This is a genomic window from Pseudodesulfovibrio aespoeensis Aspo-2 (assembly GCF_000176915.2).
Taxonomy (GTDB): domain Bacteria; phylum Desulfobacterota; class Desulfovibrionia; order Desulfovibrionales; family Desulfovibrionaceae; genus Pseudodesulfovibrio; species Pseudodesulfovibrio aespoeensis.
The window spans coordinates 876868-891015 of record NC_014844.1; the positions used below are offsets into that span (position 1 = coordinate 876868).

General features: G+C 64.2%; 12 protein-coding genes. 9 read left to right on the plus strand and 3 right to left on the minus strand.

The window, feature by feature from the left end; genetic code table 11:
• Positions 1 to 11 precede the first annotated feature (11 nt).
• Complete coding sequence (gene secA / locus DAES_RS03945) at positions 12 to 2558, plus strand: preprotein translocase subunit SecA (protein ID WP_013513742.1); 2547 nt, start codon at positions 12 to 14, stop codon at positions 2556 to 2558.
• Positions 2559 to 2775: 217 nt separating this feature from the next.
• On the opposite strand, the gene DAES_RS03950 is transcribed toward secA, so the two are convergent.
• Together DAES_RS03950 and DAES_RS17530 are read right to left on the minus strand one after the other, a co-directional pair.
• A complete protein-coding gene (locus DAES_RS03950) occupies positions 2776 to 3117 on the minus strand; it encodes a DMT family protein (RefSeq protein ID WP_013513743.1) in 342 nt (113 codons plus the stop codon).
• On the minus strand, positions 3114 to 3548 hold the full coding sequence (locus tag DAES_RS17530; RefSeq protein ID WP_157864801.1) for a hypothetical protein: 435 nt from the start codon (positions 3546 to 3548) through the stop codon (positions 3114 to 3116). The genes DAES_RS03950 and DAES_RS17530 overlap by 4 nt, the downstream gene beginning before the upstream one ends.
• On the opposite strand from DAES_RS17530, the gene DAES_RS03960 reads away from it, so the two are divergent.
• Both DAES_RS03960 and DAES_RS03965 read left to right on the plus strand, forming a co-directional pair.
• The gene (locus DAES_RS03960) at positions 3547 to 3804 is read left to right on the plus strand and encodes a hypothetical protein (protein WP_013513744.1); all 258 of its coding nucleotides are present in this window, start codon (positions 3547 to 3549) and stop codon (positions 3802 to 3804) included. The two genes, DAES_RS17530 and DAES_RS03960, sit on opposite strands and share 2 nt — an antisense overlap.
• Complete coding sequence (locus DAES_RS03965; RefSeq protein WP_013513745.1) at positions 3805 to 4761, plus strand: ubiquinone/menaquinone biosynthesis methyltransferase; 957 nt, start codon at positions 3805 to 3807, stop codon at positions 4759 to 4761. It begins immediately after the preceding gene.
• Between the two features lie 38 nt (positions 4762 to 4799).
• On the opposite strand, the gene DAES_RS03970 is transcribed toward DAES_RS03965, so the two are convergent.
• On the minus strand, positions 4800 to 5006 hold the full coding sequence (locus DAES_RS03970; protein ID WP_013513746.1) for a DUF2065 domain-containing protein: 207 nt from the start codon (positions 5004 to 5006) through the stop codon (positions 4800 to 4802).
• Between the two features lie 61 nt (positions 5007 to 5067).
• Between DAES_RS03970 and DAES_RS03975 the strand changes: the two genes are divergently transcribed.
• The 6 genes from DAES_RS03975 (at position 5068) to DAES_RS04000 (ending at position 13905) form a co-directional block, all read left to right on the plus strand.
• Positions 5068 to 6390: a nucleotide sugar dehydrogenase gene (locus DAES_RS03975; RefSeq protein ID WP_013513747.1), complete on the plus strand. Its 1323-nt coding sequence runs from the start codon at positions 5068 to 5070 to the stop codon at positions 6388 to 6390.
• An 81-nt stretch (positions 6391 to 6471) separates the two neighbouring features.
• The gene (mqnB, locus tag DAES_RS03980; protein ID WP_013513748.1) at positions 6472 to 7170 is read left to right on the plus strand and encodes a futalosine hydrolase; all 699 of its coding nucleotides are present in this window, start codon (positions 6472 to 6474) and stop codon (positions 7168 to 7170) included.
• Between the two features lie 42 nt (positions 7171 to 7212).
• Entirely contained in the window at positions 7213 to 8181 is a 969-nt protein-coding gene (locus DAES_RS03985; RefSeq protein WP_013513749.1) for a polyprenyl synthetase family protein, read from the plus strand.
• 71 nt (positions 8182 to 8252) lie between these two features.
• A complete protein-coding gene (locus DAES_RS03990) occupies positions 8253 to 11249 on the plus strand; it encodes an AIR synthase-related protein (protein ID WP_013513750.1) in 2997 nt (998 codons plus the stop codon).
• Between the two features lie 145 nt (positions 11250 to 11394).
• Positions 11395 to 11880, plus strand: a complete 486-nt coding sequence (locus DAES_RS03995; RefSeq protein ID WP_041271341.1) for a cytochrome c family protein — start codon at positions 11395 to 11397, stop codon at positions 11878 to 11880.
• Between the two features lie 9 nt (positions 11881 to 11889).
• Entirely contained in the window at positions 11890 to 13905 is a 2016-nt protein-coding gene (locus DAES_RS04000) for a methyl-accepting chemotaxis protein (protein ID WP_013513752.1), read from the plus strand.
• Positions 13906 to 14148: the final 243 nt, after the last annotated feature.

Sequence of the window (14148 nt, forward strand, 5' to 3'; positions counted from 1 at the left end):
AACCCCCCAGCATGCTCAAATTTCTCTTTGGTTCCAAGAATGACCGCTATCTGAAGAAACTCACTCCCGTCATCGAGCGGGTCAATGCCCTGGGGCCGGAGATGGCGGCCTTGGCCGACAGCGAGTTTCCGACCCGCATCGCGCAGTGGAAGGAGCAGGTGGCTGCCGGGGAAAAGACCCTGGACGACCTGCTGCCCGAGTGCTTCGCCCTGGTGCGCGAGGCCGGGGCGCGCGCCTTTGATCCGCCCATGCGCCATTTCGACGTGCAGCTTATCGGCGGCTGCGCGCTCCACGAGGGCAAGATCGCGGAGATGAAGACCGGCGAGGGTAAGACCCTGGTGGCGACCTTGCCCGTGGTCCTCAATGCCCTCTCTGGCAAGGGCGTGCACGTCATCACGGTCAACGACTACCTGGCCCGGCGTGACGCCGAGTGGATGGGCCAGCTCTATGCCTTCCTCGGCCTGAGCGTGGGCGTCATCGTCCACGGCATCGGCGAGAAGGAACGCCAGGAGGCCTACCGGGCCGACATCACCTACGGCACCAACAACGAGTTCGGCTTCGACTACCTGCGCGACAACATGAAATTCTACAAGGAGACGCTGGTGCAGCGTCCCCTCAACTACGCCATTGTGGACGAGGTGGACTCCATCCTCATCGACGAGGCGCGGACCCCGCTGATCATCTCCGGTCCGGGCGAGAAATCCTCGGGCCTCTACCGCCGCGTGGACGACATCGTGCCCCGGCTGGTCAAGTCGTCGCCCACGGACCCCGAAGACAAGGACGCCGTGCCCGACGGCGACTTTGTGCTGGACGAGAAGACCAAGTCCATCACCCTGACCGACGCGGGCGTGGAGAAGATCGAGGGGCTGCTCGGCGTGGACAACCTCTTTGACCCGCAGCATATCGCGCTGCAGCACCATGTGCTCCAGGCGGTCAAGGCACACTACTGCTACCACAAGGACGTCGAGTACATCGTCAAGGACGATCTGGTGGTCCTGGTGGACGAGTTCACGGGCCGCCTCATGCCGGGCCGCCGCCTGTCCGACGGGCTGCATCAGGCCATTGAGGCCAAGGAGATGGTCAAGGTCGAGGCCGAGAACCAGACCCTGGCCTCCATCACCTTCCAGAACTATTTCCGCATGTACGACAAGCTGGCGGGCATGACCGGCACGGCAGACACCGAGGCCGTGGAGTTCAAGCAGATCTACAACCTTGAGGTGGTGGTCATCCCCACCCACCGACCCATGGTGCGCAAGGATTTTCCCGACGCCATCTACAAGAGCCAGGTCCAGAAGTACGAGGCCATCGCCGAGGACATTGCCGACTGCCACAGGCGCGGCCAGCCCACCCTGGTGGGCACCGTGTCCATCGAGAAGTCCGAGCTGCTTTCGAACCTGCTCAAGAAAAAGAAGATTCCCCACAACGTGCTCAACGCCAAGCAGCACGAGATGGAGGCCGAGATCGTGGCCGAGGCGGGCCACGCCAAGAAGGTGACCATCGCCACCAACATGGCTGGTCGCGGCACGGACATCAAGCTGGGCGAGGGCGTGTGCGAGCTGGGCGGCCTGCACATCATCGGCACCGAGCGCCACGAGTCGCGGCGCATCGACAACCAGCTGCGGGGCCGCTCTGGCCGTCAGGGCGATCCGGGGTCGTCGCGCTTCTACCTCGCCCTGGACGACGACCTGATGCGCCTCTTCGGGTCCGATCGCCTGGCCGGGATCATGAACAAGCTCGGCCTGGAAGACGGCATGGCCATCGAGAACAAGATGGTCTCGAGCGCCATCGAGAAATCCCAGACCAGGGTCGAGGCCCATCATTTCGAGATACGCAAGCAGCTGCTGGAATACGACGATGTCATGAACCAGCAGCGCGAGGTGGTCTATTCCCTGCGTCGCGAGCTGATGATGGCCCCCGAGGTGGACAACATCGCGCGCGAATACGGCATCGATCTGCTGGAGGATATCCTGGGGCCCGCCCTGGAGGCCAAGGTGGCGGAACAGGAGATGACCGACTCGGTGCGTGCCCGGCTTGAAGAGGTCTTCAACTTCGAGCGGTTCGCGGCCTGGAGCGAAGGCGGGCTGCCCACGCGCGAGCAGGCCGAGGCCTGGGTGGACGAGATATTCGCCTACCTGCGCGCCTCCACGGGCAACCACTATCAGGAAGTCCTGCGCTATTTCCTGCTCGACTCGCTCGACCGCAACTGGAAGGAGCACCTGCTGAACATGGACCACCTGCGCGACGGCATAGGCCTGCGCGGCTACGGCCAGAAGGACCCCAAGCAGGAGTACAAGCGCGAGGGCTTTGCCCTGTTCGAGGAGCTTATCTACACCCTCAAGGAGACCGCCATGCGTGCCTTCTCCCACCTGCGCATCCAGGCCGAGGTCAAGGACGAGGAGTTCCAGCACGAGCAGACGGACCAGCTCGAATATACCGACTCCGGCTCTGCCGGGGACAAGAAGAAGGAGCCGGTCAAGCGCGCCGAGCCCAAGATATCCAGAAACGCCGTCTGCCCCTGCGGGTCGGGACGCAAGTACAAGAAGTGCTGCGGCTCATAGCCAGGCTGTTGAAAAACGGCGATCTGCTGCGTTGCTTCGAAAAGGGCAAACCCTCGCGTAGGAAGACTACGCGTCGGTCTTGCCCTTTTCTCGCGTCTTGCATCGCACCATTTTTGAACAGCCTGCAGTTGTGATATTGTCAAGAGCCTGTACGGGCCGCGCCGCCGAAGCTGACAATCAGGCCCGCGAACACGTTGTTCGCGGGCCTGCTCTATTCTCATGATCTGAAGATGAAATAGACCGCGCCGAGCAGGCACAGGGAGGCCCAGAGGTAGTCCCATTTCAGCGGCTGGTTCATGTACAGGATGCAAAAGGGCGCGAACACGGCCAGGGCCAGCACCTCCTGCATGACCTTGAGCTGGGGCAGGGTCAGGGCGGTGTAGCCGAGCCGGTTGGCCGGGACCTGGATCATGTACTCGAACAGGGCGATGCCCCAGCTGACCAGGGCGGCGATGTACCACGGGCGCTGGTTCAGCTCCTTGAGATGGGCGTACCAGGCAAAGGTCATGAAGATGTTGGATGCGGTCAGCAGCAGCGCGGTGTACAACGGTATTCTCACAGCAACCTCGCCATGAAAGAGGGATCGTGGAAAAGGGCGTCCCGACCGGACGGCAGAGCGTAGGGCAAGTCGGTCCCGCAGTCCACTGTTTCCGGCGCGGGCGCAGGGGCGCGGCCTCCCAAACTTCTCGACGGACCGGCCCGGCTCGTGGTAGGAAGGCGCAAAAAAGAGGGGGGCTTCACGGTTTCCGTCTTTTTCCCGCCCGGCACCTTGACCATGTTGGTCCAGGCCATTTCCCACCGGGCGGTTTTTCCGTTTGGCAGGCTGTTGAAAAACATCCGATTGCTGCGTTGCTTCAAAAAGGTCAAATCCTCACGTACCGGGAGTACGCTTCGGCCTTGCCCTTTTTTCGCGCCTTGCACTCGAACATTTTTGAACAGCCTGCGAAAAGAATTTTTCAACGGTCTCTGAACCTTTTGGAGCATCGGCATGGACAAGTACCAGAAGCAGGCCCTGCAGGTCGCCAAGGAAGTGGTGATCAAGTTCATCGAGGTCGGGCGCATCTCCCCGGCCAACTTCGGGCAGAATTTCGACGTGATCTTCAAGGACATCATGCGCACCGTCACCGGAGTGACCGCTGGCGACGGCTCCCGCGAGGCCGAGCTGGCCATGCGGGCCGACATGGAAGGCGACACGGAAGGCGACATGGACGACGACGCTGACGATGCCCCGGAGCGGAGCGAATAAATGGCCGGGGACCAGTGCCAATCGGCCACCGGAGCCAGCACCCCGGACGAACATGGGCGGCGCGTGGCCGACATGTTTGGCCGCATTGCCGGGTGGTACGATTTTCTCAACCACGCCCTGTCCGCCGGGCAGGACATCTACTGGCGCCATCGCCTGGTCCGGGCCGCCCGGCCCGCGCCCGGCGAGATGGTGCTCGATCTGGCCGCCGGGACCATGGACGTGTCTGTGGGGCTGGCCCGCCAGTATCCGGAGTGCCGGGTGGCCGCCCTGGATTTCGCCCTGCCCATGCTCACGCAGGGCAAGGGGCGCAAGCTCAAGGACGGCCTTGAGAAGCGCATCTTCCCGGTCCAGGCCGACGGGCGTGCCCTGCCCCTGCCCGACGCCAGCATGGGCGCGGCCACCATCGCCTTTGGCATCCGCAACATCCTGCCCCGCCAGGACGCCTACCGCGAATTTTATCGCGTGCTCAAGCCGGGCGCGCGGCTGTGCATCCTCGAATTCGGCACCGGCAGCCGCCGGGTCTGGAAGGGGCTTTACAATTTCTATCTCAACACCCTGCTGCCCTTTATCGGCGACCGCGTCTCGGGCGATCCGGGCGCGTACCGCTATCTGGCCGAGAGCATCAAGACCTTTCCCGACGAGCGCGCCCTGGCCCGCGAGCTGATGGACGCCGGGTTCGACCGCGTCTACCATGTGCCCATGATGTCGGGCATCGTCTATCTGCACGTGGCCGAGAAGCCGGGCAAGGCGGTGGTGGCTGCGGCTGATGCCTCTGCCGAGCCTCCCGTGTCTCCTGCCGAGCTTGCCGCAAAAACGACGGCTCCCAAAAAGACGGCGGCTCCCAAAAAGGCGGCTCCCAAAAAGGCGGGTGCAAAGAAGGGCGGGGCAAAGAAAACGGTTTCAAGGAAGGCCGGGAAACCCGCTGCAAAAGGGGCGTCGGCCAAGGGGACGAAGTAGGGAGGGGGATGGCTCAGGCCTCTGTGGACAGACGTTCCTTATGAGGATAAGGAGCGGCCAAAAGAGATGATGAGCAGGCCGAGGATGATGGCAGCCAGTCCGATGAAGCGCAGGAATTTCGGCGGCTGGGTGGCCAGCCTCAGCAGCATGCGCGGCATGCGTTCGGCAAAGAGAAAATAGGGGAGCCCCTCGAAGACGAAGGCCAGCCCCACGGCTGCGATCAGCAATGACCAGTCGATGTTCATACGCCCTTACTAGCCGGGAACACGGCCCGTGTCCACCCGACCCATACATGGAGACTCTTTCATGAGCATGATTACATTCGACAGGTTGCAGAGCAAGGAAGACACCATCGCCGTGGTCGGGCTGGGCTATGTGGGGCTGCCCCTGGCCGTGGCCCTGGGCCGCCATTTCCGGGTCATCGGCGTGGACGTGTCCGATAAGCGCGTGCGCGAGCTTGTCCGGCGGCATGACCGCACCGGCGAGGTGGACTTCTCCACCGTGACCGACGACGTGGACCTGATCTTCACCTCTGATCTCTCCAATCTGGCCAGCGCGCGGCTGATCCTGGTGGCCGTGCCCACGCCCATCGACGAGTACCGCTCGCCCGACCTGCGTCCCGTGACCGGGGCCAGCGAGTCCGTGGGCACCTATCTCCAGCCCGGCAGCGTGGTGGTCTACGAGTCCACGGTTTTCCCAGGCCTGACCGAGGATATCTGCGTGCCCATCCTTGAGGACCGGTCCGGTCTGGTCTGTGGCCGCGACTTCTGCGTGGGCTACTCGCCCGAGCGCATCAACCCCGGCGACAAGGTCCACCGGCTGGAAACCATCGTCAAGGTGGTGGCCGGGCAGGACGAGGCCACGGGCCGGCTGCTCCAGGCGGTCTACGGCATCGTGGTCGAGGCGGGCACCCATCTGGCCGCGGACATTCGCACAGCCGAGGCGGCCAAGGTCATCGAGAACACCCAGCGCGACCTGAACATCGCGCTCATGAACGAGCTGGCCATGATCTTCGACCGCATGGGCATCGACACCCTGGACGTGCTCGAAGCCGCTGGCACCAAGTGGAATTTCCTCCCCTTCCGGCCCGGTCTGGTGGGCGGCCACTGCATCGGGGTGGACCCGTACTATCTGACCTTCAAGGCCGAGGCCATGGGCTTTCATCCCCAGGTCATCCTGGCGGGCAGGCAGACCAACGACTCCATGGGCAAGTTCATCGCCGAGGCCGCTGTCAAGCGGCTGATCCGGGCGGATGTCAAGATCAAGGGCGCGCGCGTGGGCGTGCTCGGCGTGACCTTCAAGGAGAACGTGCCCGACCTGCGCAACACCCGCGTGGTGGACATCCTGGCCGAGCTGGCCGACTACGGGATGGTCACCCTGATCCACGACGCCATGGCCGACCCAGAGGAGGCGCGCCACGAACTGGGCATCGAGCTGTGCGCCCTTGACGCCATGCGCGATCTGGACGCGCTCGTTCTGGCCGTGTCCCACGACCAATACCGCGACATCCCCCTGGCCGAAATCAAGGAGTGGTTCGCTGATCCGGCCCGCGCCCTGGTGGTGGACGTCAAGGGGTTCTTCGACCGGGCCGAGCTTGAGGCGCTGGATATCACCTACTGGCGGCTGTAGCGGCCACGGATCCGCATTGAGCCCTGATGTTTTCCGCTTGCCCTCTGAACACTGTACGAACACCCGTCACAAGGGGAGAACATGATCATAGTCGTCACGGCCACGTCCAGGGAGATGCAGTCCGCCTTCGGAGCCGTGGGCGCGCCTGCGGTGGAGCAGGGCGGGACAGCGGAGTTTTCCCTTGGCGGGCATGACCTGCTGCTGGCCGTGAGCGGGGTGGGGCTGGTCAACACGGCCCTGGCCGCTGGCAGGCTCCTGGCCCTGCCCTTTGTCACCGGGGTGGTCAACCTCGGCATCGGCGGGGCGTACGATGTGGAGGAGTTCCCCATCGGCACCAGCGCCTATGCCTGGCAGGAGACCTGGCCGGAGTACGGCCTGCTCGACGAGGAGGGCAGGGTGGACCCCAAGGCCATCGGCTTTCCCCAGGGCGAGGTCCGGGGCAAGCCGGTGTGGAACCGGGTCCAGCTCAATCCGGTTAACGACGCGGCGGCCATGGGCCTGTCCCTGCCCGCGGATTGCGCCCGGGGCTCGTTCGTCACGGTCAGCAGCGTCACCGGCACCCCGGAGCGGTCTGGCTGGCTCAAGACGGCCTGCAACGGGGATGTGGAGAACATGGAGGGGTTTGCCCTGGCCTTTGGGACCATGCGGGCGGGCCTGCCCTTTTTGCAGGTGCGCAGCGTGTCCAACAGGGTGGGCTCGCGCCAGCCCGAGGACTGGGACCTCAAGGGCGCATTCCGGACGCTGGGCGACCTCGCCCCGCGCCTTTTCCTTGGGAAGTAGAAGGCTTTACTCCTTGCCCGCAACCTGACATAATTACCCGATATGAACGAACTGCTGCGCTACTTCCAGAGGGAACTCCCCGGAATCAACCAATTCCTTGACGCCGAGGCCGAGGCCCTGAATGGACTGGTGCGGGATGTCGCCAAGCACATCATCGGCTCCGGCGGCAAGCGCATCCGGCCCATGCTGACCCTGCTCTTTGCCCGCGCCATGGGTTATGATCGGGATGATTATCACGCCATCGCCTGCTCGCTGGAGCTGCTCCACTCGGCCACCCTGCTGCACGACGACTACCTGGACGATGCCGAACTGCGGCGTGGCCGGTCCGCCGCGCATCTGGTCTTTGGCCGCACCGAGACCATCCTGGCCGGCGATGCCCTGCTGGCCCTGGCCAATGAGATGGGCGCCCGCTACGGCAACGCCCGGCTCTGCTGGCTGCTGGCCCGGGGGATCATGGAGACCGCGGTGGGCGAGATCGAGGAGATCCGGTTCTCCAAGCATCCCACCCTGGACCGCGAGGCGTACATGAACATCATCATCGGCAAGACCGCCCGGCTCATCGAGTGCGCCTGCCGGTGCGGCGCGGCCCTGGCCGGGGCCACCCCGGAGCAGGAGGACGCGGCGGGCGAATATGGCCTCAACCTGGGCATCGCCTTCCAATTGGTGGACGACGCCCTGGACTACGCCTCGCCCACCTCGGAAACGGGCAAGCCAGAGGGCGGCGACCTGCGCGAGGGCAAGGTGACCCTGCCCCTGATCCTGTTCATGGAGGACGGCGACGAGGCGGCCAGCGAGACCCTGCTCGGCCTGATGCGCGACGGCGAGTTGACCGAAGAGCAGTGCGCCGAGATCCTGGCCCAGGTCCAGGACGCGGGCTGTCCGCAGCGCACCCGCGACGAGGCCGCCCACTACGTCGAGCGCGCCAAGGCATGCCTTGCGGGCTTCCCCCCTGGCGAGCCGGTCACCGTGCTCGGGCAGGCCGCGGATTACGTGCTGACCAGAACCAAGTGATTTCAGGCCGGCCCGGTCGCACACGCGAGACGGGCCGGTTTCTTTTCAGATTTCCAAGAAGGAGTATCCAGATGCTGTGCCGTGTCGTTGTCGGACTGAAAGAGGGCGTCCGTGACGTGGTGGGCGAGAAAGTCGCCCGCAAGATCAGGAGCGAGCTTGGGGTGGAGGTGGGCGATGTGCGCATCGTCAGCGTCTTCACCCTGGAGGGATTGACCCAGCTGCAAGTGGACACGGCCCTTGAACGGGCTGCTCTGCACGATCCGGTGCTGCACGAGGTCTCCCTGGCCCCCCTGGCGCGCGATTTCGACTGGATTCTCGAAGTGGGCTTTCGGCCCGGCGTCACGGACAACGAGGGGCGCACCGCGCGCGAGACCCTGGGCGTGGTCCTTGGCCTGTCCAAGGTCGGGCTGGAGTCGGTCAAGGTCTACACCTCGCGCCAGTACCTGATCCGGGCCGGGCTCGACGAGGCGGGCATCCGCCACATCGCCGCCGACCTGCTGGCCAACGAGCTGATCCAGCGGTTTGAATACAAGTCCGCCGCCCAGTGGGCCGCTTCGCCCGGATTCGAGGCCCGCGCGGCCAGGGTCACGGGCCAGGCCAGCGACGAGGTGGGCACCGTGGCCATCTCCACCATGACCGATGCAGAATTGATGGATTTCTCCAGGGCCAACACCCTGGCCCTGTCCCTGCGCGAGCTGCACGACATCCGCGCCTATTATGCCGACCCGGCGGTGCGCGCCGCGCGCGAACAGGTGGGTCTGACCGGCGAGCCCACGGACGCCGAGATCGAGGTGCTGGCCCAGACCTGGTCCGAGCACTGCAAGCACAAGATCTTCGGCGCGAAAATCGCCTACAAGGACCGCGAGACGGGCCGGACCTCGCACTATTCGAGCCTGTACAAGACCTTTATCCAGGGGTCCACCAAGGCCTTGCGCGCGCGCAACGCCGAATCCGGCCCCCATGGCGACTACTGTTTGTCGGTGTTCAAGGACAACGCGGGCGTGATCGCCTTTTCCGAGACCCTCAATGTCTGCGTCAAGATGGAGACGCACAACTCGCCCTCGGCGCTCGACCCCTACGGCGGAGCGCTGACCGGCATCGTGGGCGTCAACCGCGACCCCATGGGCACCGGCCTGGGCGCGAACCTGCTGTGCAACACCGATGTCTTCTGCTTTGCCTCGCCCTTTCACGAGGGCGGGCTACCGCCCCGGTTGCTGCACCCGCGCCGCGTGTTCGAGGGCGTGCGCGAGGGCGTGGAGCATGGCGGCAACAAGTCCGGCATCCCCACGGTCAACGGGTCCATTGTTTTTGATGAGCGCTACCTGGGCAAGCCCCTGGTCTACTGCGGCACCATCGGCACCATGCCCGTGACCGTGGCGGGCCGTCCCTCCCACGAGAAGCAGGCCCTGCCCGGCGACCTGATCGTCATGTCCGGTGGGCGCATCGGCGCGGACGGCATCCACGGTGCGACGTTCTCGTCCGAGGAGCTGCACGAGGGCAGCCCGGCCACGGCGGTGCAGATCGGCGACCCCATCACCCAGCGCAAGATGTACGATTTTCTCATGCGCGCCCGCGATCGCGGGCTGTACAACGCCATCACCGACAATGGCGCGGGCGGCCTGTCCTCGTCCGTGGGCGAGATGGCCGGGGACACGGGCGGGTTCGAGATGGACCTGGCCAGGGCACCCCTCAAGTATGATGGGCTGAGGCCCTGGGAAATCCTCATCTCCGAGGCCCAGGAGCGCATGACCATGGCCGTGCCGCCCGAAAAGATCGACGAATTCCTGGCCCTGTCCGCCGAGATGGACGTGGAGTCCACGGTGCTTGGCACCTTCACGGATTCCGGCAAGTACCTGGTCCGCTACGGCAAGCGGATGGTCACCTGCCTGGACATGGAGTTCCTGCACGACGGCGTGCCGCAGATGGAGCTGGACGCGGTCTGGGACCGGCCCGTGATCGCCACCGAGCCGGTGCCCGAGGTCGCGGACCAGGGCGGGTTGCTCAAGGCCATGCTTGGCCGCCTGAACATCTGCTCCAAGGAGTATGTGGTCAGGCAGTATGACCACGAGGTCCAGGGCAAAAGCGCGATCAAGCCCATGGTGGGCGTCAAGGCCGATGGCCCGTCGGACGCGGGCGTGCTGCGGCCCGAGCTTGAAAGCGAGCGCGGGCTGGTGGTCTCCCACGGCATCTGCCCGCAGTATTCCGACCTCGACACCTACTGGATGATGGCCAACGCCATTGACGAGGCCATCCGCAACGCCGTGGCCGTGGGCGGCGATATCAGCTACATGGCCGGGTGCGACAACTTCTGCTGGTGCGATCCTGTCCAGTCCGAAACCACGCCCGACGGCCATTACAAGCTGGCCCAGCTGGTGCGCGCCAACCTCGCCCTGGCCCATTACTGCCTCGGGTTCGGAGTGCCCTGCGTCTCGGGCAAGGACTCCATGAAGAACGATTACAAGGGCGGGGGGCGCAAGATTTCCATCCCGCCCACCGTGCTCTTCTCGGTCATCGGCGTGATTCCGGATGTGAACAAATGCGTCACCTCGGATTTCAAGGCTCCCGGCGATCTGGTCTACCTGCTCGGCCTGACCAGGCCAGAGTTTGGGGGCAGCGAGGTCGCGGCCCAGCTCGGCTTCTCCCATGGGAGCGTGCCGCAGGTGGACCTGCTCACGGCCAAGGCCCGGTATGAGACGGTGTTCGCGGCCATCCAGGCAAGGCTGATCAGCGCCTGCCACGATTGCTCTGACGGCGGTCTGGGCGTGACCCTGGCCGAGATGTGCATCGGTGGTCGCCTGGGCGCGGCCATTGACCTCGCCGCCGTGCCGGTCAATGGCGAGCTTGGCTCCACTGGCCTGCTCTATGCCGAGTCGGCCAGCCGTTTCGTTGTCTCCGTGCCACCGGCCCATCGCGACGCCTTTGAGGGGCTGTTTGCCGGGCAATGGTTCGCCCGCATCGGCGTGGTGGACGGCTCCGGCGCGCTGACTGTCTCCCACGAACAGCGCCAAATCCTGTGTGAGAATGTTCACGATCTGGCGTCCGCTTTCAAGAAGACCCTTGACTGGTAATAACCGCCCCTTCGCGTTGCGAAGGGGCGGACCCACTTTACCTGTTTGAAAAAACCATCTATAGACCCAAGGAGTCTTTCAGATGGCGAGGTGCGGGTTTCTCCTGCGGAATCGTCGCGTTTCAGACTTTTACGGGGGGTGGTTAATGCTGTTTTCTTCTGCGTGGTCCAGGGGTTGTCTGCTCTTTTTTGTTGCCACGGCGATCGTTGTCATCGGGACGGCCACGGTCGGGCGGTCCAACTCAGGTCGGTATGTCGGATCAGAGGCTTGTGCCGACTGTCACGAGGATGAGTTCGACAACTTCAAGAAATTTTCGAAAAAGGCCCATTCAGGCGACTCGGTCAAGGTCATGGCGGGAGACCTGGCCAAGGACGAGCTGGAGGAATGCTTTACCTGTCACATGACCGGGTTCGGCAAGCCGGGCGGGTTTGTCAGCTTCGAGGCAACGCCCAAGATGGCCGATGCCGGGTGCGAGGTCTGTCACGGGCCGGGTTACGACCATGTCGAGTCCGGGGGTGACACCGACCTGATCGTGGGCAAGCTGAGTGTCGCCGATTGCGAGCATTGCCACAACCCGGAGCGGGTGGCCGCCTTTGACTTCAAGCCGCTGCTCTACGGCGGGGCGCACTAGGAGACGATCATGAAAATCATCAATCAGTCCCTGGGCGTCAAGGTCATACTCCTGTCATCGCTGCTCACCATCATCGCGTTTACAGGGCTTTTCATTTACAATTCCTACTCCACCTACACGCACACGCTCCACGAGGTGGAGGTGGCGGCCGAGCGCGTGGGCGACATGCTCTACATGGCCATCGAAGATCCCATGGGCGTGGGCGACAACGAAGGCACGGCCCGCAAGTTCCAGGAACTCTCGGAGCGCTACGTCGACACCAGCGCCTATCTCACCGACTACAAGGGCGAGATCACCTACTCCACCAAGGCGGATGTGGTCCGCAAGGACATATTTGAAGTCCGGCAGGAGAACGGCCTGCCCGACATGATGCGCGAGGGGCTGGAAACCCCGGTGATCAAGGGCGAGCTCATGGAGATCGACGGCAAGCTCCAGTTTGCCGAGGTCAAGACCATCGAGAACAGTCCGTCGTGCTACCACTGCCACGGCAAGACGCGCAAGATCCTGGGCGCCCTGGTGCTGACCGTGGATGTCAGCCCGCAGTTCGACGCGCTCAAGGCCAACCAGATCCGGTCTGCGGGCATCTCCGTGCTCGGCGTGGTGGCCCTGCTGACCGCCCTGATCGTCTTCATGCGAAAGAGCGTGGTCAACCGCATCACCAGCATCGCCTCCACCACCGAAGAAGTGAGCAAGGGCAATCTTGAGGCCAAATTCACCGTGTCCGGCGAGGACGAGCTGGGCAGCCTGTCGCGCTACCTGGGCGAGATGGTCTCCCAGATCAAGGACCAGCTCCAGTACAACAAGAGCGTGCTTGATGGCATCGTGGTCCCGCTCTTCGTGACCGATGCCGAGGAGAGGCTCCAGTTTGTCAACGAGCCGTTGCAGGAGATCCTGGGCCTGACCGGGGCGGACGTGAAGGGCCGCAGGGTGCCGGACGTGTTCGAGTGCGAGCCCGGCGACGAGACCTGCGACGCGGCCCATGTCATCGCCAGCGGCGTGACCATATCCGGCAACTTCCACTATCGCAGGGCCGACGGCACCACCTTCCCGCTCCACTTCGAGGCGTCGCCGCTCAACGATGCCGAGGGCAGGACCGTGGGCGCCATCTGCGTGCTCATCGACCTGACCCGCGAGGAGCAGGACCGCAAGAATATAGAGGCCCAGCAGGAGAACCTGCTCGTGGTGGCCAACCAGGTGACCGAGGTTGCCAACAAGCTCAATGCGGCTTCGGACGTTCTCTCGCAGCAGATGGCAAATCTGGCGCGCGGGGTGGACACCACCGCCGACCAGACCAGCCAGGTGGCCACGGCCATGGAGGAGATGAACGCCACGGTTCTTGAGGTGGCCAAGAACGCCTCGGAGACGGCGGATGCCTCGGGCCGGGCCAACAAGGTGGCTGCGGACGGCGGCATAGTGGTCGGCAAGACCGTGGCCGAGATCAACACCGTGGCCGAGATCACCGAGAGTTTGGCCGAGGCGTTGGCATCACTCTCGACCCGGGCCGAGAACATCGGCAAGGTCATGGCCGTGATCAACGACATCGCAGACCAGACCAACCTGCTGGCGCTCAACGCGGCCATCGAGGCTGCGCGCGCGGGCGAGGCGGGCCGCGGGTTCGCCGTGGTCGCCGACGAGGTGCGCAAGCTGGCCGAGAAGACCATGACCGCCACCAAGGAAGTGGAGGGGGCCATCTCGCTCATCCAGCAGTCCACCACGGCTGTGGTCAAGGAGATGGACACGGTCAAGGAGCGCGTGCTCAACACCTCGGGCATGGCCAAGGAGGCGGGCGGCGTGCTCGACCAGATCGTGACCCATTCCGATTCCATCGCCGACATGGTGCGCGGCATCGCCACCGCGGCGGAGCAGCAGTCGGCCACCTCTGACGAGATCAACACCAGCGTCACCCACATCAATGAACTCTCCCAGGAGATCCTGACCGGCATCCGCGAATCCAACAAGGGCATCCAGGAGGTCTCGGAAATGGCCCAACACCTCTCCGAATTGGTGGCGAAGTTTCGCAACTAGCCGAAACAGAAAGTGATCCACTAGCGGCCCGGCTCCATGCCGGGCCGCTTTATTTGGCGGGCAGGCAGGGGACATGAACGTATGCGACGCCCGTGAGACTGGACCGTCTGCCGGGGGCAGAGGCCGGATTATCGGGAATGGGCGGCAGGATTTGCGCGTTTTGAGAAACTGGGATAAGGACACCCATTCAATCTGTGGAGAACGCCCCCCCCCTTGACATCGGGACGTCGATTGAATAGTAAT